15 protein-coding genes, 1 tRNA gene and 1 pseudogene are annotated in these 18,125 nt (G+C 74.0%); 8 read left to right on the forward strand and 9 right to left on the reverse strand.

Annotated features, from left to right (window positions below; translation table 11 throughout):
- The first annotated feature begins 334 nt into the window (after positions 1 to 334).
- The 5 genes from TR50_RS27745 to TR50_RS27765 all read left to right on the forward strand — a co-directional run bounded on the left by TR50_RS27745 (position 335) and on the right by TR50_RS27765 (position 5,774).
- Positions 335 to 1,639 (forward strand): pyridoxal phosphate-dependent aminotransferase, encoded by a 1,305-nt coding sequence (locus tag TR50_RS27745; protein ID WP_042427815.1) that lies wholly within the window; start codon positions 335 to 337, stop codon positions 1,637 to 1,639.
- Positions 1,640 to 1,827: 188 nt separating this feature from the next.
- Positions 1,828 to 2,724, forward strand: a complete 897-nt coding sequence (locus tag TR50_RS27750; protein WP_042427818.1) for a fumarylacetoacetate (FAA) hydrolase — start codon at positions 1,828 to 1,830, stop codon at positions 2,722 to 2,724.
- Positions 2,725 to 2,859: 135 nt separating this feature from the next.
- A complete protein-coding gene (locus TR50_RS27755; RefSeq protein WP_042427821.1) occupies positions 2,860 to 3,603 on the forward strand; it encodes a maleate cis-trans isomerase family protein in 744 nt (247 codons plus the stop codon).
- Positions 3,604 to 3,645: 42 nt separating this feature from the next.
- On the forward strand, positions 3,646 to 4,407 hold the full coding sequence (locus TR50_RS27760; RefSeq protein ID WP_042427824.1) for an SDR family NAD(P)-dependent oxidoreductase: 762 nt from the start codon (positions 3,646 to 3,648) through the stop codon (positions 4,405 to 4,407).
- 89 nt (positions 4,408 to 4,496) lie between these two features.
- Positions 4,497 to 5,774 (forward strand): MFS transporter, encoded by a 1,278-nt coding sequence (locus TR50_RS27765; RefSeq protein WP_042427829.1) that lies wholly within the window; start codon positions 4,497 to 4,499, stop codon positions 5,772 to 5,774.
- A 98-nt stretch (positions 5,775 to 5,872) separates the two neighbouring features.
- Here the strand turns inward: TR50_RS27765 and TR50_RS27770 are convergent, their stop codons facing one another.
- Positions 5,873 to 6,613, reverse strand: coding sequence for an SDR family NAD(P)-dependent oxidoreductase (locus TR50_RS27770; RefSeq protein ID WP_042427831.1), 741 nt, complete (start codon positions 6,611 to 6,613; stop codon positions 5,873 to 5,875).
- Positions 6,614 to 6,716: 103 nt separating this feature from the next.
- Here TR50_RS27770 and TR50_RS27775 point away from each other — a divergent pair, with 103 nt between their 5' ends.
- Positions 6,717 to 7,097 carry a MerR family transcriptional regulator gene (locus TR50_RS27775; protein WP_042427834.1) on the forward strand — a complete coding sequence of 127 codons (381 nt, stop codon included), beginning with the start codon at positions 6,717 to 6,719 and terminating at the stop codon, positions 7,095 to 7,097.
- A gap of 612 nt (positions 7,098 to 7,709) precedes the next feature.
- Here the strand turns inward: TR50_RS27775 and TR50_RS27780 are convergent.
- Positions 7,710 to 8,738: a M48 family metalloprotease gene (locus TR50_RS27780; protein WP_052441400.1), complete on the reverse strand. Its 1,029-nt coding sequence runs from the start codon at positions 8,736 to 8,738 to the stop codon at positions 7,710 to 7,712.
- 10 nt (positions 8,739 to 8,748) lie between these two features.
- Positions 8,749 to 9,132: a BlaI/MecI/CopY family transcriptional regulator gene (locus TR50_RS27785; protein WP_042427838.1), complete on the reverse strand. Its 384-nt coding sequence runs from the start codon at positions 9,130 to 9,132 to the stop codon at positions 8,749 to 8,751.
- Between the two features lie 107 nt (positions 9,133 to 9,239).
- Here TR50_RS27785 and TR50_RS27790 point away from each other — a divergent pair, with 107 nt between their 5' ends.
- Both TR50_RS27790 and TR50_RS27795 read left to right on the forward strand, forming a co-directional pair.
- Positions 9,240 to 9,881, forward strand: a complete 642-nt coding sequence (locus tag TR50_RS27790; RefSeq protein WP_042427840.1) for a phosphatase PAP2 family protein — start codon at positions 9,240 to 9,242, stop codon at positions 9,879 to 9,881.
- A 131-nt stretch (positions 9,882 to 10,012) separates the two neighbouring features.
- Positions 10,013 to 10,510 (forward strand): hypothetical protein, encoded by a 498-nt coding sequence (locus TR50_RS27795; RefSeq protein ID WP_052441402.1) that lies wholly within the window; start codon positions 10,013 to 10,015, stop codon positions 10,508 to 10,510.
- A gap of 804 nt (positions 10,511 to 11,314) precedes the next feature.
- Here TR50_RS27795 and TR50_RS27800 read toward each other — a convergent pair.
- The 6 genes and pseudogenes from TR50_RS27800 to TR50_RS47090 all read right to left on the reverse strand — a co-directional run.
- Positions 11,315 to 11,388, reverse strand: a tRNA-Thr gene (locus TR50_RS27800).
- Between the two features lie 84 nt (positions 11,389 to 11,472).
- Positions 11,473 to 12,147, reverse strand: a complete 675-nt coding sequence (leuE, locus tag TR50_RS27805; protein WP_042427844.1) for a leucine efflux protein LeuE — start codon at positions 12,145 to 12,147, stop codon at positions 11,473 to 11,475.
- Between the two features lie 158 nt (positions 12,148 to 12,305).
- Entirely contained in the window at positions 12,306 to 14,060 is a 1,755-nt protein-coding gene (locus TR50_RS27810) for an alpha/beta hydrolase (protein ID WP_084701079.1), read from the reverse strand.
- A gap of 72 nt (positions 14,061 to 14,132) precedes the next feature.
- Complete coding sequence (locus tag TR50_RS47085; RefSeq protein WP_160311200.1) at positions 14,133 to 15,224, reverse strand: hypothetical protein; 1,092 nt, start codon at positions 15,222 to 15,224, stop codon at positions 14,133 to 14,135.
- Between the two features lie 324 nt (positions 15,225 to 15,548).
- Complete coding sequence (locus TR50_RS27820) at positions 15,549 to 16,751, reverse strand: DNA polymerase III subunit delta' (RefSeq protein WP_042427849.1); 1,203 nt, start codon at positions 16,749 to 16,751, stop codon at positions 15,549 to 15,551.
- Positions 16,752 to 16,862: 111 nt separating this feature from the next.
- Positions 16,863 to 18,125: pseudogene (locus tag TR50_RS47090) on the reverse strand (hypothetical protein); the annotation flags it as partial.

The raw sequence follows: 18,125 nt of genomic DNA on the forward strand, positions 1-18,125 counted from the left end.
CGACTGCCCGCCCCAACACGCGCGAACCACCTCGCCGGCGGCCCCGCACGAGCGGGCTGTCAGCGCGGGCTCCCGGCGCATCCGCGCCACCCACGCCCCCGGTGGCGGCCCGACCCCCCACGGGCCGCCACCGGAGCCACCGCCCTTGAACGCTCCACCGCCATCGCCGCCGCCGCTCCCCGTTCCAGCCCCGACCCCCACCGAGCCGGGGCGGCCCGCAGCCGAACGGTCGACGTCAGATCCCTCCGGAGGCACGCGCTCCCCCGACGCGCCCCTCCACTGTCCCTCCGCCGCCGGCTACCGGCCGGTGAGGCCCGATCCCCCTGGAGTCCCCATGTCCGAAGCCGTGCCGGTGACCAAGTCGGCGACCCTGGCCGCCGACGAGGCGCTGGAGCGCCGGCGTCTCGCCGGGGAGCAGGTGCTCTCGCTGGCCAGCGGCGAGATCGGCCTCCCCGTCCTGGACGCGCTGCGCGAGCGGCTCGCGAGGGCGGCGGGGCGCAACGCGTACGGGCCCGTGGCTGGCAGCCCGGAGCTCCGCTCCGCCGCGGCCGGGTACTGGGGGCGGCGCGGTCTGCCCACCGACCCCGAGCTGGTGCTGTGCGGGCCGGGCAGCAAACCGCTGCTCTTCGCGCTGATGCTGGCCGTCGGAGGCGACGTGGTGGTGCCGGTGCCGAGTTGGGTGAGCTACGCCGCCCAGGCGCGGCTGGCCGGCGCCCGTCCGATCCACGTGCCCACGCTGCCCGGCCAGGGCGGCGTACCGGACCCCGACGCTCTGCGCGAGGCCGTCGCCACCGCGCGGGCCGCAGGACGCAACCCCCGGTGCGTCATCGTCACCCTGCCCGACAACCCCACGGGAACCATCGCCGAGCCGGACACGCTGCGTCGGCTGGGCGCGGCGGTGAGGGATCTGGACCTGGTCGTCGTGTCCGACGAGATCTACTGCGACCTGGTCTTCGACGACACCGAACCCGCCGTCTCCCCGGCCGTGTTCGCCCCCGAGCGCACCGTGGTGACGACGGGGCTGACCAAGAACCTGGGCCTGGGCGGCTGGCGCATGGGCGTCGCCCGGCTGCCCGAGGGCCGTCTCGGCCGCGACCTGCGCGACCGGCTGGAGGCCGTCGCCAGTCAGACCTGGTCGACGACGGCCGCGCCCGTCCAGGAGGCCGCCGCCTACGCCTTCGGGGAGCCCTCCGAGGTGGTCGCCTACGTCGCCGGGGCCCGGCGGCTGCACGAGCTGGTGGTGCGCGCCGTGGCCCGCCGCTTCGCCGCCGTCGGCGCCGAGCTGACGCCGGTGCGCGCCACCAGCTACCTCTACCCCGACTTCGAGCCGCTGCGCGAGCAGCTGCGCGAGGCCCACGGGGTGTCCGGGGGCGCGGACCTGGCCGCCCTGCTCGCCGAGCGTCACGGCGTGGGCGTGCTCCCCGGCAGCGCCTTCGGCGAGTCGACGCGTTCGCTGCGGATCCGCGCGGCCACGAGTCGGCTCTACGGCGAGACCGACGCCCAGCGGGCGGCGGCCCTGGCCGCCGTCGCCCCGCTCGAACTCCCCTGGATCAAGGCGTCCCTGGACCGCATCGCCGACGTCCTCGGCGACCTGGTCCGGTCGCCCGCCGCCCGGTCCGCGACCGCCGGACGCGCCTGACCGTCCCGCACCCGACGGCCCCGCACCCGAACGTCCTGCCCTGTGACTCTCCTGCCCTGTGACTCTCCCGCCCTCTGACTCTCCTGCCCCCTGACTCTCCTGCCCTCTGACCGTCCTGCCCCGCTGCGTCGGGTTCCCCCTGCCCGACGTGCACCATTCGACGACCCATCCTTCGGAGGTCCGCACCCATGTCCGTCACGACCGAGACCATCAGCGAGTACACGTACCGGGGCGAGCGCTACGTCAGCCGAGGCATCCCGGCCACCGGCGAGCCGCAGACCCTCCACCGGGTGGCCGAGAGCCGGCTGCGGGCCGCCCTCCGCGGGGAGGGCGGCGCGGAGGCGGTCGCCGCCCTCCTCGCGGACGCCGAGACGGTCACCGTGACCGCAGGCGACCCAGAGCTCACCGCCCTGCCCCCGCTGCTGCCGACGGACGGCGGCCACTCGCTGGTCAGCGGTTTCCTGGGCACGCACAAGTCCAAGTCGGACGCCATCGTCCAGCACGGCGACCAGGCGCCGCTGCCCAAGTGGTACTTCAAGGGCCTCGGCTCCTGGCTGCGCACGCCGGGTCAGCCGCTGGTCGCCCCCGCCGAGCCGGTCATCGTGATCGAGGAGGCCGAGGTCGTGCTGGTCTTCGTCAACGACGAGAACGGCGACCCCCACTACGCGGGCTACACCTTCGGCAACGACTTCTGCGACATCGGCCTGCACCGGATCGACCCGGGCTACACGCCCTCCGGCAAGCTCTGCGACACGGGGATCTCGCCCCACCTGTTCCTCGGCGAGCCGCCGCGCGCGGCCACCGGCGAGGTCACCATCGTGCGCGACGGCCGGCCCGCCTGGAAGGGCAGCTTCGACTGCGGCGCCGACGCGCTCTGGTTTCGGGTCTCGGACATGGTCGACCGTCTCTTCTCCTTCCCCGCGCTGCGCCGGCCCGGGCTCGTCAACTACGTGCTGACGGGCGCGGATCTCAGCAGCTTCCACGACGGGTTCCAGATCACCGACGGCGACCACGTCGTGATCGACGTGGCCAGCCACGGCGTCGTCCTGTCGAACACCGTCCGGTTCGGGGGCGCGGCCGCCTGACCCGAGCGCACGGAGGGCCCTTCGACCAGCCGGTCGAAGGGCCCTCCGCATTTCCCGGCGTGACGAGTCGTCAAGAAATGTCAAGAAGCGTGGATCCAGGCCGGTCACGCGGCGTGCCCCAACTACGGTATTGCCATGGACATTTTCCGTCTACCCCGGCTCGGCCTCGTCGTTCCGCCGGAAAACCCCATTGCGGAACCCGAGTTCAATCGCCTTATAGGCGCCGAGATCAATGTGTACAGCGCGCGTTTCCCGGTCACTCCGGAATTCACCCGGGAAACCATGGAAATGTACAACGAGGTGCTCCCTGACACCCTTGCCGATTTCGGCCGGATGAATCTGGACGCCGCCGTGATCGCGTGCAACGCCTCGCACTACCTGCTCGACCCGGACGGCGACCGGGCCTTCCTCGGCGAGCTCTCACAGCGCTTCGGCTTCCCCGTGCAGTCGTCCTCACGGGCGATCCTCGCCCTGTGCGAAGCGCTCGGGGTGGGCCGCATGACGCTCGTCTCCCCCTACGACGCCTGGCTCACCGACCTGTCCCGCTCCTACTGGGAGAAGGCCGGCCTGACCGTCGACCGCGTCGTGCTGGCGCCGGGCGTGCCCGGCGTGACCGCGGCGGACGACCGCTTCAACCCCTACCTGGTGACCACGCAGACGCTCCTGACCCGCCTAGGCGAGGTCGAACTCGCCGACGACGCGGTCGTGTTGTTCACCGGCACCGGCATGGGCACGCTGCCCGCCCTGGCCGCACTGGCCCAGGACGGCAGCCGGCGCACCCTGCTCACGTCCAACCTCGCCTCGGCCTGGTGGACGCGCCGCACCGTCGGCGCCGACGGCCCCGCACCGCACCCGCTGCTGCGCCGCCTCGAGCGCTGAGCGTCCCCCTCCCCCTTCCCCACCCGCAAGGAGGCGTCGGCCATGGCCGTCACCAGCGAAGCAGAGACGTCCGCCCCCCTCGTGGCCGTGGTGAGCGGCGGCGCGTCCGGGATCGGCGCAGCCGCGGCGGCCGCGCTCGCCGACCGGGGCGTACAGGTGGCCGCCCTGGACCTGAACCCCGACCAGGTCGCCGCCCCCGCCGTCGGGTTCGCCTGCGACGTCGCCGACGACGCCTCGGTGCGCCGGGCCGTCACCGAGGTCGCGGAGCACTTCGGGCGCATCGACATCCTCGTCAACAACGCCGGGATCGCCGCGCAGGGCGACGTCTGCGACAACGACGACGACGAGTGGCACCGGGTGCTGGACGTGAACGTCCTCGGCATGGTGCGCCTCACCCGCGCCGCACTGCCGTACCTGCGCAAGTCCCCCGCCGCGGCGATCGTCAACACCTGCTCCGTCTTCGCTCTGATCGGCCTGCCGAAGCGGATTCTGTACTCCACCTCGAAGGGAGCAGTCCACTCCCTCACCCTGGCGATGGCCGCCGACCACGTCCGCGAGGGCATACGCGTCAACGCCGTCGCCCCGGGCGCCGTGGACACCCCGTGGATCGCGCGGATGCTCGCCAAGTCCGCCGATCCCGAGGCGGAGCGGGCCGCGCTCGACGAGCGGCACCCGATGGGCCGCCTGGCGCGGCCCGAGGAGGTCGGCGAGGCGATCGCCTACCTGGCCACCCCCGCGTCCTCGTCCGTCACCGGCACGATCCTGCCCGTCGACGGCGGCCTGAACCGGCTGCGACTGCGGTAACTCGCGCCGCCCGCACGCTCCTTGGACACCCCGCCGCCGCCCCGGCGGGCTTGACCCTCACACTAGTGGAAAGGTTTGAGCATCCCGTCATGACCAGCACCGAGCCGTCCACCGGCATCGTCACCACCGAACCCCCCGTCCCCGACCGGACTCCCGCCGCGAACACGGCCAACACGGCCAACGCTGCGAACACGGCGAACGCGAAGCTGCCCATGGGGAGTCTGCTCGCCCTGGCCGTCGCGGTGTTCATCACCAGCCTCACCGAGACCCTGCCCGCCGGGCTGCTGCCCGCGATGAGCTCCAGCCTGCACACCAGCCAGTCCGCGGCCGGGCAGACCGTGACCATCTACGCGCTCGGGACGGTGCTCACCACCATCCCGCTGTCCTCGGCGACCGCCGGCTGGCGCCGCCGACGTCTGCTGCTGACCGCGATGGCCGGCTTCGCCGTCGCCAACACCGTCACCGCGCTGTCGACGAACTACCCCGCCACCCTTGTCGCCCGCTTCGTCGCCGGCGTCGCCGCCGGTCTGGCGTGGGCCCTGCTCGCCGGGTACGCCCGCCGGATGGTCGCGCCCCAGCAGGAGGGCCGGGCCATCGCCATCGCCATGGCCGGCATCCCCGTCGCCCTGTCCCTCGGGGTCCCGGCCGGCACCTTCCTGGGCCAGGTGGCCTCCTGGCAGTGGGCGTTCGGCGCCATGACGCTGCTAACCGTCGCCCTGCTGGCCTGGATCGCGACCGTCGTCCCCGACTACCCGGGGCAGCAGGCGGGCGGCAAGATCCCGGTGCGCCGGACCCTGCTGGTGCCGGGCGTCGCTCCAGTGCTGTTCGTGATGCTGGTCTTCGTGCTGGCGCACACCATCCTGTACGCCTACGTCGCCACCTTCCTGCAGCACATCGGCATGGGCGGCCAGACGGACGCGGCGCTGCTGGTCTTCGGCGTGGCCTGCCTCGGGAGCATCTGGGTGGTCGGCGCCTTCATCGCCGCGCACCTGCGCACGCTGACCGTCGCCAGCACGCTGCTGGTCGGCGCGGCCGTCGCGCTGCTGGGCGCCTTCTCCGGCACTCACGCCCTGGTCTACGTCGCGGCCACGCTGTGGGGTCTGGGCTGGGGCGGGGTGCCCACCCTGCTCCAGACCGCCGTCGGCCAGGCCGGCGGTGAGGCGGCCGACGCCGCACAGGCGATCCTGGTCGTGCTGTGGAACGTCGCCATGGCGGGCGGCGGCATCGCGGGCGGCATCGTCCTCGGGGCCGTCGGGGTCTCCCCCTTCCCCTGGATCGTGCTGGTCCTGCTGGTCCCCGTGCTGGTGGTCGTGCTCGCCGCACGCGCCCACGGGTTCCCCGGCAGGCGTGCGGCCGAGGCGAGTTGACGCGCCCGTTCGGGCCCGAGGTCCGCGTGGGGCGCCGGGCTGCGATCAGCACCGGCACCCCGCGCGGGTCCGCTTCCGCCGGGGGGAGCGGAGCGGAGTCAGGCGGTGTAGCCGCCGTCCACGGCGAGCGCGGTACCGGTCACGTACCGGCCGCCGGGGCCCGCCAGGAAGGCCACCGCGGCGGCGATGTCCTCGGCCTCGCCGAAGCGTCCCAGGGCAGTGAGGTTCCGCTGGAAGTCGCCGGCCTCGCCGTCGGCCGGGTTCATGTCGGTGTCGATCGGGCCCGGGTCGACGATGGTGGCGGTGATCCCGCGCGGCCCGAGCTCACGGGCCAGCCCCTTGGTCAGACCGACCAGGGCGGTCTTGGCCATCGCCTGCACGACGAAGTTCGCCCCCGGGACACGCCCGTTGAAGCACGAGCCGATGCTGATGACCCGACCGCCGTCACCCATGTGCCGGGCCGCCGCCTGGGCGGCCAGGAACACCGAGCGCACGTCCACGGCGAGCGCCCGGTCCAGGTCCTCCGCCGTCACGTCCGCGAGCGCCCCGTAGGCGAGGAAGCCGGCGTTGTTCACCAGGATGTCGATGCCGCCCAGCTCCCTTACCGTCTGCTCCACGGCCTCCACCGCGGCGTTCGGCTCGGTCAGGTCGGCCTGGATCACCGCGGCCCTGCCGCCGGCCGCCTCGATCTCCTTGGCGACCCCGCGGGCCTGCTCCTCACCCTGCACGTAGGTCAGCGCCACCGCGGCACCCGCGTCGGCCAGCCGCTTCGCGATGGCGGCCCCGATGCCGCGGCTGCCGCCGGTCACCAGCGCGACCTTGCCCGTCAGTTCACCCATGATCTTCCTCCGTTGGACGGGGGCTTGGTGTGTGCCCTGACGGAATCTTGAAACCCTTCCATTAGTGTGAATGTCAAGTCCGAGGCGAATGAGGCTTTTTGACATGCGAATCGGAGAGCTGTCGCGGCGCACGGAAACCTCTCGGCGCCTGCTGCGCTACTACGAGGAACAAGGACTGATCTTCTCCGACCGCGAGGCCAACGGCTACCGGGACTACGACGAGGTCTTCGTCGACCGGGTCCTGCAGATCCGCGGCCTGCTGGCGGCCGGTCTGCCGATCCGGATCATCAAGCAGATCCTGCCGTGCCTGCGGGAGACCCGCGCCATCTTCTTCGAGGAGGCCACCCCCGAGATGCTGGCCGCGCTCGAGGAGGAGCGCGACCGGATGACGGCCCGGATCCGCTGCCTGGAACGCAACCGCGACGCGGTCGCGGAGTACCTGGCGGCGGTGAGCGGCGAACCGGCCGTCCGCACGGCGGCGTAGCGCCCGCCCGTCCCCCACCGGGCCGACCCCACAGGCCGGGCCCCGCAGGCCCGCGCGCCTGGCCGGCTCCCAGTGGGGCGGCTCCAGCGGGCGGCTCCCACAGACCGGCTCCCAGGGGGCCGGCTCGCCCGGCACGGCTGCCTCGTCGCGTGGTCCTACGGGCGCGCGCCCTCGCCCTGCCCGGCACGGGGCGGGCGACCCCACAGGCCGGCCCCGCAGCCCAGCTCGCCTGGCCGGCTCCCAGTGGGGCGGCTCCCACAGACCGGCTCCCAGCGGGCCGGCTCACCCGGCACGGCGCCTCGTCGCGTCGTCCTACGGGCGCGCGCCCTCGCCCTGCCCGGCACGGGGCGGGCGACCCCACAGGCCGACCCCGCAGCCCAGCTCACCGGGCCGGCTCCCAGTGGGGCGGCTCACCCGGCACGGTGCCTCGTCGCGTCGTCCTACGGGGGCGCGCCGTCGCCCTGCCCGGCACGGGACGGGCCGACCCGCCGTGCTGCCGTGCTGCCGTGCTGCCGTGCTGCCGTGCTGCGCCAGGCTGGTCCGGTCCGGGCTCCCGCGTCGGCCCGGCCCTGTCGTGACCAGGGTGCGCGGCGTCACCGTGGGTGCACGGCGTCAGCGGGGGTCGAAGAGCAGGTGGATGTCGTGGGCGGCGGCGAACGCGCAGACGCCGCTGGCGGCCAGCAGCAGCCCCGTGGCCAGCACCGGGAGCCACGGCACGCCCCACGGCAGCGCCCAGGGCAGGCCGCGGCGGGACCGCGGCGCCGGGGCGAGTAGCGCGGCCACCCGGCGCGGGACCGGGCCCGCGCCGTGGAGCGCGCCGCGGCGCAGCAGGCCGCGGATGCCGAGTGCCGTCGCGGGGTTGCGCGCGGGCGCGTGCTTGGCCGCGAGCGCCGCCTTGCCGACGGCTCGGGCGGCCCGGCGCCGGTCTCCGCAGACGGAGGCGGCGGTCTCGTCCGCCCACCGCTCGACGGTGTAGGCGACGGCGGTGCCGACCGGCCGCAGCAGCGGGTTGGCGGCGGCGGCCAGGTGCGCGACGGCCACGAAGGCGTAGTGGTGCGCGCGCAGGTGGGTGCGCTCGTGGGCGATCAGGACCTCGCGCTCGCCCTCGTCCAGCGCGGCGAGCATCCCGGAGGAGACGACGATCCGACCGGGACGGCCGGGGTGTCCGGGCAGCGCGTACGCCTCCGGGGCGGGGTCGTCGATGACGACGTACTCGCCGGCGCCGGGCAGGCACGCCGCCTCGAAACCCGCCGCGACCAGCGCCCGGACCCGGCGCCGGACCAGCCGCAGCGCGGCCACCGCGACGACGGCCAGCAGCACCGCCGCCAGCGCCGCCTCGGCCTTGGAGACCGGATCGGCCTGCTGGACGGAGCTGAGCGACCAGTGGCCGAGGAAGGCCAGCAGCGGCACCCGGATGAGCCCCGCCACGACCAGCACGCCCAGTGCGACCGTGCTCCCGCCCGCGAGGACGACGGCGGCGCCGGCCAGCAGCCAGGTCGCGGCGCGCGGTTCGAGCCGGTCGGCGAGCCGGGGCGCGGCCAAGCCCAGCAGGCCGGGCAGGAGCAGCGGCAGATAGAAGAAGAGATGCAGCGCGACGAGGCTGTCCGCGAGGTGGGTGACGAGCTCTGCGAGCTGTGACAAGGCCGCCCCCTCAGTCCGCGCCGGGCGGGCGCGTGGGGAACACGGAGCCGAGCAGGCCCCGCAGGACCTCCTCGTCGCCGAGGGAGAGGTCGTCCACGAAGCGGGCGAGCACGGCGTGCCGGTCCGGGTCGGCGTCGAGGGCCTGGCGCATCCGGCGGGCGGTCATGCCGTGGCGGTCGGCGACCGGGCTGTAGGCGAAGGCGCGGCCCTGCTTGACGCGGCCGAGCAGGCCCTTGTCGTGCATCCGGGTCAGCACGGTGACCACGGTGCTGTAGGCGAGCGCGCCGTCGAGGCGCTCCAGCACGTGGCCCGGGGTGAGCGCCTCGGGCGCGGCGGACTGGAGCAGTTCCAGGACCTCCGCCTCCAGCGCGCCCATCTGCCGCCTCTCGTTCATCTTCCGGCCATCTTCCCTTCACCTGCTACGGTCCTGTAGAACTTCGTGCAGCCCGAGTCTGCCACGGCCCGCGCCACCTCCACCACGAACACGAGAGATCCCGCTTCATGCACCAGTACCTGGCCTTCGACGGCTCCGGCATCGACGGCGGCCTCTTTCGCACCATCACCGGTCTGGCCCGCGACACCACGTGGCTGAACACCCCGATGGACCTGTGGACCAACGCCGGCCTGGTGGTCTTCGCGGTGTTGATGGTGATCGGCTTCCTGCGAGCCCGGCACCGCGACACCGCCGCGATGACGCTGGCGCTCGCCGCGCCCGTCGCCGTGGTCGGCGCGTTCGCCGTGGCGGAGGTCGCCAAGAAGCTCGTCGCCGAGGTCCGCCCGTGCTACTCGGTCCCGCACGCCTACATCGTCGAGGCCTGCCCGGTCCGCACCGACTACGCCTTCCCGAGCGGCCACACCACCACGGCGGCGGCCACGGTCGCCGCGCTGTGGCTGCTGGACCGGCAACTGGCCTGGATCGCGACGGCCTTCGCCGTGCTGGAGGGATTCAGCCGCGTCTACCTCGGCGCGCACTACCCACACGACGTGCTGGGCGCAGCGGTGCTGGCGCTGCCAGTGGCGTACCTGATCAGCAAGGCGCTCGGCCGCTGGGCCCAGCCGCTGGTGGCACGGCTGCGAACCGGCGCCCTGGAACCCGTGCTGACCCGCCGTCCGTCCGGCGCCCACGCCGCACGCGCCCGCTGAGGCGTGGCCGGGAACCATCGCAGGGAACCGGGGCAGGGAACCATGGCAGGGGGTTCGCACGTATCCCCCACAGCCGGTTCCTAGCGGTTCCTGACGGACCGGCGTGCAACGTTCGGCCTTGGGAGTATTTGGTGACCTGCTTCTTCGACCCCTCGCACGGCTACGGCTCGGTCAACGTGGTCTGGCAGCCGCAGTGGGGTGTCCCGCGCCCGGTGCAGACGTGCCAGCAGTGCGCCCAGCGCATCGAGACCACGCCCCCGCCGTTCTACACGCCGCCGCAGGCCGCCGGTTACCCGCAGCAGGGCGGATACGTCCCCGGCGGCTACCCGCAGCAGGGCGGTTACCCCCAGCCGGGCGGCTACCAGCAGGGCTACCCGCAGGCCGGGTACCCGCAGCAGCCCCGCCAGGGCCACAGCACCGGCGCCGTCGTCGGCGCCGGCGTCGCCGGCCTGATCGGCGGCGCGCTCATCGGCGAGATGCTGAGCGACGGCGATGACGACCGCCGCGAGCACGAGGCGTTCGAAGAGGGCCGCGAGTACGAGGAGCGCCGCGACTTCGGCGGCGGCGGGTACGGCGGCGACGACTTCAACGGCGGCGGCTTCGGCGGGAACGACGGCGACTTCTTCTGATCGCCGTCTGATCGCCCGCCCGGCGGGCGACGTAACCGGAAGGCCCAGGTGGCAGGGGACTGCGACCTGGGCCTCGCAGGACCGCCTTCGCGCAGACCGCCTCGGGGCGGGTCAGGTGCCAGGTGCCTGGGAGCGCCAGGAACGCCACGACGGCGATGGCGACGCCGACGATGATGCCGGTGGTGAGGGGGTCGCGGGGCTCGGCTCCGAGGATCGCGAGAACGCCGAAGAGACCGAAGATCCCGACGTCGGTCCAGCTCCTGCGACGTTGGTCTCGACGGGGGTCCGCGGGGCGAGGCTGCTCGGGCACTCCGAGCCTGCGGCGCCGGGCTCGGGCGTAGGTGCCGATGCGCCCGACGACCGGGACAACCACGACCACCACCGTGAGGAACCAGGCATGGGCGGTGTCCCCCGCCCAGAAGCTCATGCCGATGACGCCGGCAACGCCCAGGAGCGCGAAGGCTGCCCGGGTACGACTGACACCGGGCTTCCGGGGCGGCGACTGATCGGGCCCGCTGGGGAGCGTCAAGCGTGCGACGATGCGCGGCAAGGCAGTTGGGGGGAAGGTCCGGTCCACGCTCCCGTGGGCTCGGCGGCCCGGCTCGCACCCCGACCAAGCCCGGGAGCGCCACCGTGCCTCAGCGGTGACGTCTTCCTGGCGAGCGCCGAAGTGCCCGCCGAACCGCCAACTGAGACGGTAACCGGGATCCGGGCCCCACAGAAGGCCCGCCTCAGGCTCCGGCGGCGGAGCCGATGAAACCCGAAGGCCCAGGTCGCAGATAACTGCGACCTGGGCCTCAAAGGAGCCGCCTTCGGGATTCGAACCCGAGACCTACGCATTACGAGTGCGTTGCTCTGGCCAACTGAGCTAAGGCGGCGAACGGGGATTAGTCTACACAGGTCGGAGGGGTGCTCCTGCACGCTTTCCGATCACGACATGATCACCGCCGGGATCGGGCTCCTCAGCCCGCCGCGGAGGCGGTGGCGAGCTTGGCGGCGAAGCCGATGAAGAGGGCCGCGACGCCGGTGGTGAGGGCGGCGGAGAGGCGGCGGCGCGCACGGAAGACGCTGGCGAGGCGGTGGCCCGCCAGGATCAGCGTGGTGAGGTACAGGAAGCTGAACAGCTGGACGGTGCCGCCCAGGATGGCGAAGGAGAAGCCGGGCTGGGCGTAGGCGGGGTCCACGAACTGCACGAAGAAGGACAGCAGGAAGAGGATCGCCTTCGGGTTGAGCAGGCTGATCAGCAGTGCCCGCCGGAAGGGCGAGGTCTGCGGGCTCGCGGTCTCCTCCTGCGCGGTGGCGGCCGCCGCGGCGGTGCCCGGCGCGGCGTGGCGCTCGCGCCACAGATCGCGGGCGGCCTTGAGCATGCCGTAGCCGATGACCAGCAGGTAGACCGCGCCGACCAGCTTCACCGCGTCGAAGACCACGGGCGTGGTGCGCAGCAGCGAGGCCGCGCCGAGGGAGGTGAGGGTGATCAGCGTGGTGTCGCCCAGGAACACGCCGGCCGCCGCCCGGTAGCCGGTGGCTATGCCGGCGCGCGCGGCGGTGGACAGGACGAAGAGCGAGTTCGGCCCCGGCAGCAGGACGATCAACAGGGCGCCGAGAACGTACGTGGGGTAGTGGATCACGCCGAACACGGCGCCCGCCTCTCATCGGAAGTGACCGGTGGCCAGGGGTCACCCTAGCGCGATGAAAGGATCGTGGAGGGTGGTCACTCCTGACAAGCAACCACCCTCCACGTCGGTCACCCTCCACAGGAGGACATGACGAACGTGACGCACGCCTCAGCGGCGGGTCAGTGGCAGACGGTGCCCTTGGCCGGGACCTTGCCCTGCAGCAGGTAGTCGTTGACGGCCGAGTCGATGCAGGCGCTGCCGCCCGGATCGCGCGCGTACGCGGTGTGGCCGTCGCCGTCGAAGGTCAGCAGCGTGCCGGTGTCGAGCTGCTGGGCCAGACCCTGCGCCCACGCGTACGGGGTCGCCGGATCGCGGGTGGTACCCACCACCAGGATCGGGGCCGCGCCCTTGGCCGGGATGACGTGCGGCGCGCCCGTGGCCTTGACCGGCCAGTAGGCGCAGGTCAACCCGCCCCAGGCGAGGCTCGCCCCGAACTGCGGCGAGGACTTCTCGTAGGCGGGCAGCTGCTGCTGCACCTGCGCCGGGCTGGTCGCGGCGGCGGGCAGGTCGAGGCAGTTGACGGCCGCGTTCGCGTACATGAGGTTCTGGTAGTGGCCGCTCGGGTTGCGCTCGTAGTACTGGTCCGAGAGCGCAAGGAGCTCCTTGCCGTTGCCGTTGTTCATCGCGTCCGCGAGCGCGAGGCGCAGGTCCGGCCACTCCGACGGGTCGTACATGGCCGAGATCACCCCGGTCATGCCGAGCGCCTCGTTCAGCTTCCGCGGGTCACCGGTCGGCAGCGGGTTGGCGTCCAGGGACTTGAAGAACGCGTCGAGCTTCTGGTTCGCCTGGTCGACCGTCCCGTTGCCGAGCGCGCAACCCGCGCGCTTGACGCAGTCGGCGGCGAACGCGTCGAACGCCACCTGGAAGCCGCCCGCCTGCTGGGCGTTGAGCTGCTGCGAGGACAGGGACGGGTTCATCGCCCCGTCCAGCACCATCGTCCCCACCTTGGAGGGGAACAGGCCCGCGTACGTCGCGCCGAGGAAGGTCCCGTAGGACTTGCCCAGGTAGTGGAGCTTGGCGTCGCCGAGGAGGGCGCGCAGCACGTCCATGTCCCGTGCCGAGTCCACGGTGCTCACATGGCTCAGCAGCTTGCCGGACTGCTTCTCGCAGGCCTGCGCGAAGCCCTTGTCCGCCGCCACCAGGGCGTTCACTCCCGCCTGGGTGGTCGGGGTGGTGTTCACCTGCGTGTAGGCGTCCATCTGGGGGTCCGTCAGGCACTGCACCGGAGCGCTGCGGTCGACGCCGCGCGGATCCACGCCGACGATGTCGTAGGCCGCCCGCACCACCGCCGGATACGTCATCGCCGCGTACTCGGCGTAGTCCACCGCCGAACCGCCCGGACCGCCCGGGTTGACCAGCAGCGAGCCCATCCTCGGCACACCCTGTCCGGTCGCCGGCTTGCGCACCACCGAGAGCGTGAGGTCGCCCCCGCCGGCCGCACCCGGGTGGTCGTAGTCGAGCGGCACCTTGAACGTCGTGCACTGGAACCCGGAGTCGCAGCCGTGCCAGGACAGCTTCTGGTCGTAGTAGGGCTGCAGGTCGGCCGGGACCGCCGTCGGCAGCGGCTGCAGCACGGTCGCCGCGCCGTTCGGCGCCGTGTCCGTCGAGGACGGTCCACCGGCCGCGGAGGCGCCGTCCGACGCGCCCGCGGAAGATCCGGAGGAGGTGCAGCCGACCAGGCCGACCGCCGTCAGCCCGAGGACGACCAGCGCCGCGACGACCTTGGGGGCGCGGCCTCCGACGACACCGGTCCTGGGAGCACGGGCCTTCGAGGCAGCGGCGAGCGGCCCGTCCCCGTTGGACGCATCCACCGGGGATCGGCCGGACACGGAGCGCTCGGACGGGACGACGCTGGGCACGCGGGTTCTCTTCATGCTCTCCCCAGAGTGGGCCGCGCCGCGACGACGCCGCGCGGCGGATGTGCGGTGGTGCTGCTGGTGGGGGCGTCAGCGGTGCGCTGCCGCGGCGAACTCCTCGGTTACATAGTCTGCCGCCATTCTGACCAGTCGAATGCGTTCCCGTGCCGACGTGGTGTCGCGGACCACCGCCGAGAGGCGGACCGCCGAGTCCGGCGCTCCCTGGAGCGCGGCCCTCAGGCGGCTCGCCTCGACCTGCCCGGCGGTGTCGCGGTGGGCCTGCGCCAGCAGCAGGCGCAGGCCCGACGGCAGCGGGGACGCCCCGCCGGCGGCACTGCCCGTCACCGGGTGCGGCAGCGCGCCGCCGAGGGCCGCGGCGCCCGCGTAGGCGTCCGGATGGGCCAGCTCGGCCGTGACCGCGCACGACGACCCGGCGTCCACGCCGACCTCCGCCCAGGAACGGGGGCGGGAGGCCACCCGGAACTGCCCGGCGACCGCACCGCGCAGCGCGGAGTCGTCCGCGGCCAGCGCGCACGGATCGGCCGGGGCGACGGCGACGAAGGGGTTCGCATGCCCGGCCGGCACCGAGCCCGCCAGGCCCTCCCACACCTCCGCCAGCTCCCCCTCGGGCGCACGCACCACGACCGCCTGCAGGGCGGCCGTGGTCGCGCCCGTGTGGGCCGCGTACTGCGGCGGCAGCCAGACCCGCACCTGACCCGGGACGCCCGGCAGCGTGCCCAGGTAGAGCCGCCCGCCGGAGGGCTGGCCGACCAGCGCGAGCGCCGCCGGAGCCGGCTTGCCCGCCTGGTCCGAATCCGGGTGCGCGGCCGCGGTGCGGCCCCCGGACGGGCTCGCCGCCGAGCTCGACGAGGCGCCCCCCGTGCTCGCCGACGAGCTTGCCGCCGAGGCGAGCGCCGCCACCGGCCGCTCCATCCCGGCCGCCCGCGCCTCACGGCCGACGCTCTGCGGACCGCCGACCGCCGCCATGACCCCGCCGGCGGTCGCCGCCACCAGCGCGACGGCCGCGGCCACGGCCCGTGCGGCGACGCGCAGATAGCGGGGTGTCAACTCGTACACCCGCCCGGACCGTTCCTCCCGCCAGGCCCCGAGCGCGCTCCCCGCCAACCCGACACCGACCGTCGCTCCGGCAGCGATCAGCGCTGCGCTCCACCACAAGGTCATCCTGTCCGGATCCCCCCTGGGGACGGACGTGATCATTTCCCGTTCCATTGCCACCCGAACGAGGGAATGCCGACCGCACGCCGTGCAGAGGCCCCGACGTCGGGGTCCGGGGAGGCGGGGTGGCGGGTGGCGGGGTGGCGGCAGGCCCGGGGCCAGGACGCGGGGAACGCCTGAGGCCCGGGGCGGCCTCGCGCGACACCTCGCGCGACACGCTGCCGCGCCGGGCCGAGCACGGCGGCAGCGGTGGCAGCGGTGGCAGCGGCGGCAAGGGGGCGCTTCCGGCTCCGGGCTCAGCGCCTCCGGCCCAGGGCACCGGGCCGGGCGTCAGCCCGCGCGGAGGGTGACGGCCATGGCCTCGACCGCGAGCAGCGGGGCGACGTTCCGTTCGATCGCCTCACGGCAGGCCAGGACCGCCTCGATGCGGCGGAGGGTCGTCTCGGGCGAGGACTGCGCGGCGACGCGCTCCACGTTCGCCCGTAGGTCCTCGTTGGCCAGATCCGTCGCCGAGCCGAACTGCAGCGCCAGGACGTCGCGGTAGAAGCCCGCCAGATCGATCAGGGCCAGATCGAGGCTGTCCCGCTGGATACGGGTGGCCCGGCGCTTCTGGCGGTCCTCCAGCTCCTTCATCGCGCCGGCCGTGCCGCGCGGCATCCGCCCGCCGACACCCGCCGCCGCGCCGAGCGCTGTCCGCAGCTCCTCGGTCTCCTTGGCGTCCACCTCGTCGGCGACCTGCTTGGCCTCCGCCGCGGCCGCGTCCACCAGCGCCTGGGCACCGGCCAGGCACTTGCCGAGATCCCCGACCACCATCGGCAGCCGCAGCACCTCCGCCCGGCGCGAGCGCGCCGCCTCGTCCTGCGCCAGCCGCCGGGCCCGGTCGATGTGCCCGTGCGCCGCCCGCGCCGCGAACGCCGCGCGCTCAGGGTCCACGCCGTCGCGCCGCATCAGCACGTCCGCCACCGCGCCGACCGGGGGCGTGCGCAGCACCAGCAACCGGCAGCGCGAGCGGATCGTCGGCAGCGCGTCCTCGACGCTCGGCGCGCACAGCAGCCACACCGTGCGCGGCGCAGGCTCCTCGATCGCCTTGAGCAGGACATTGGCCGCGCCCTCGGTCAGGCGGTCCGAGTCCTCCAGGATGATCACCTGCCACCGGCCGCCCGCCGGTGACATCGAGGCGTTGCGCACCAGCTCGCGCGTCTCCTTGACGCCGATGCTGAGCACGTCCGTCCGCACGGTCTCGACGTCCGCGTGGCTGCCCACCAACGCCGTGTGGCAACCATCGCAGAAACCGCAGCCTGGAACCCCGCCCAGATCCAGGTCGGGCGAGGTGCACTGCAGCGCGGCGGCGAAGGCGCGCGCGGCCGATCCCATGCCGGAGCCGGGCGGGCCGGTGAACAGCCACGCGTGCGTCATACCCGTCGCTCCGGTGGCGGGCCACTCGCCCGCCACCACGGCACGTGCCGCCCGAGCCGCGGAGACCAGCTGCTCCACCACCTGGTCCTGCCCGACCAGGTCGTCCCACACGCTCACGTCACGCCGCCGCTCCGCCACCGCTCACTGGACCGACACACACCCACTCTGTCTTCGGTCTTCGTCCTCACTGCCTCGCAGCCTAACGGCCGCCGCTGACAACCGGGACCGTCAGCGCGGTCCGCCGGCACTGTCCGGTCCCTGCTCCTGCTCCTGCTGCTTCGGGTGCTCGGCGTGCCACTGCGCCCACTCCTCCTTCGTGCCGAGGAGCTGGTCGGTGAGCGACGGCAGGTCGTCGAGCGGGGTCTCCTCCGCCCAGTCGTAGCGGCCGGTGCGCGAGCCCGAGGGCCCGACCGCGGGGATCTGCGCCGTCGGCGCCTCCGACCCCTGCGGGCCGGGCTCGGGGCGGAAGAGCCAGTCGGGCACCTTGTCCTGGACGCTCTCAGCGCTGCGCGGCGCGGCCTCCCGCCAGGCGCGCGGCAGCGACTGCTGCGCCCGCGGGTCCACGACCGGCAGCACCGCCGTCTGCTCGGCGGGCGACCCGGCGTCGTCGGCATCGGTCTTCGGCTCAGCGGCGGCCTGCGACCCGCCCTTGCGGGAGAACCGCGGCAGGCGGGACTTCTTCGGCGCGGCCTCCTCGACGGGCGCGGTCGCCCCGACCACGGGCGGCTCCGCCGGCATGGGCGGCAGCACCATGGTCTCGTCCGAAGCCCCTCCCGAAGCTCCGTGCGAAGCCCCCGGCCGAGCGGACGGACGCGCCGACGGAGTCGACGCGGCGTCAGAGCCCGCGTCCGCGGTCTCGTCCACGATGCGCGGAAGAACAGCCGTCTCGTCGTGGGCGGCGGTGCCGTGACCGATCTGCGGCATCTCCGTCGTCGCGTCCTCGGCGTCCGCGTCACCGTCACCGTGACCCTCGTCGCGGTCCTCCGTCACGCGCGGGATGACAGCCGTCTCGTCGACGGCCGAGCCACCCTGACCGATCTGCGGCATCTCCGTCGTCGCGTCCTCGGCGTCCGCGTCACCGTCACCGTGACCGCCGTCGCGGTCCTCCGTCACACGCGGAAGGACAGCCGTCTCGTCAACGGCCGAGCCGGTGCCGGTGTCGCTGTCGGAGTCGGCCTCTTCGCCGACTATGTGCTGGTCCGCGTCGGCCTGCGCGTCGGCGTCCCCGACCTTGTCGGCCTGTGCCGCGTCCGCCCCGCCCGTCGCCGCGGACGCAGCCGCAGCGGCGGCGGCAGCGGCAGCCGCCAGGCGGGCCTCCTCGGCCGCGCGGGCCTGCTCGGCCAGGCGCGACTCCTCGGCGCGACGCAGCGCCTCCTCGGCTCGCCGCCGCTCCTCCGCGCGCTGGCGCTCCAGCTCCGCGAGGCGTTCCGCCTCCGCGAGAGCCGCGGCGCGGGCGGCCTCCTCGACGCGGCGGCGCTCCGCCTCCTCCTC

The organism is Streptacidiphilus anmyonensis, assembly GCF_000787855.1.
In the GTDB taxonomy this organism is placed as follows: Bacteria; Actinomycetota; Actinomycetes; order Streptomycetales; family Streptomycetaceae; genus Streptacidiphilus; species Streptacidiphilus anmyonensis.

Coding starts and splice junctions, on each gene's coding strand:
- TR50_RS27785 (WP_042427838.1), bottom strand. CDS start 9,132: ATGAACGAGAGGCGGCAGATGGGCGCGCTGGAGGCGGAGGTCCTGGAA.
- TR50_RS27745 (WP_042427815.1), top strand. CDS start 335: ATGTCCGAAGCCGTGCCGGTGACCAAGTCGGCGACCCTGGCCGCCGAC.
- TR50_RS27750 (WP_042427818.1), top strand. CDS start 1,828: ATGTCCGTCACGACCGAGACCATCAGCGAGTACACGTACCGGGGCGAG.
- TR50_RS27775 (WP_042427834.1), top strand. CDS start 6,717: ATGCGAATCGGAGAGCTGTCGCGGCGCACGGAAACCTCTCGGCGCCTG.
- TR50_RS27790 (WP_042427840.1), top strand. CDS start 9,240: ATGCACCAGTACCTGGCCTTCGACGGCTCCGGCATCGACGGCGGCCTC.
- TR50_RS27770 (WP_042427831.1), bottom strand. CDS start 6,613: ATGGGTGAACTGACGGGCAAGGTCGCGCTGGTGACCGGCGGCAGCCGC.
- TR50_RS27760 (WP_042427824.1), top strand. CDS start 3,646: ATGGCCGTCACCAGCGAAGCAGAGACGTCCGCCCCCCTCGTGGCCGTG.
- TR50_RS27755 (WP_042427821.1), top strand. CDS start 2,860: ATGGACATTTTCCGTCTACCCCGGCTCGGCCTCGTCGTTCCGCCGGAA.
- TR50_RS47085 (WP_160311200.1), bottom strand. CDS start 15,224: ATGACCTTGTGGTGGAGCGCAGCGCTGATCGCTGCCGGAGCGACGGTC.
- TR50_RS27810 (WP_084701079.1), bottom strand. CDS start 14,060: ATGAAGAGAACCCGCGTGCCCAGCGTCGTCCCGTCCGAGCGCTCCGTG.
- TR50_RS27765 (WP_042427829.1), top strand. CDS start 4,497: ATGACCAGCACCGAGCCGTCCACCGGCATCGTCACCACCGAACCCCCC.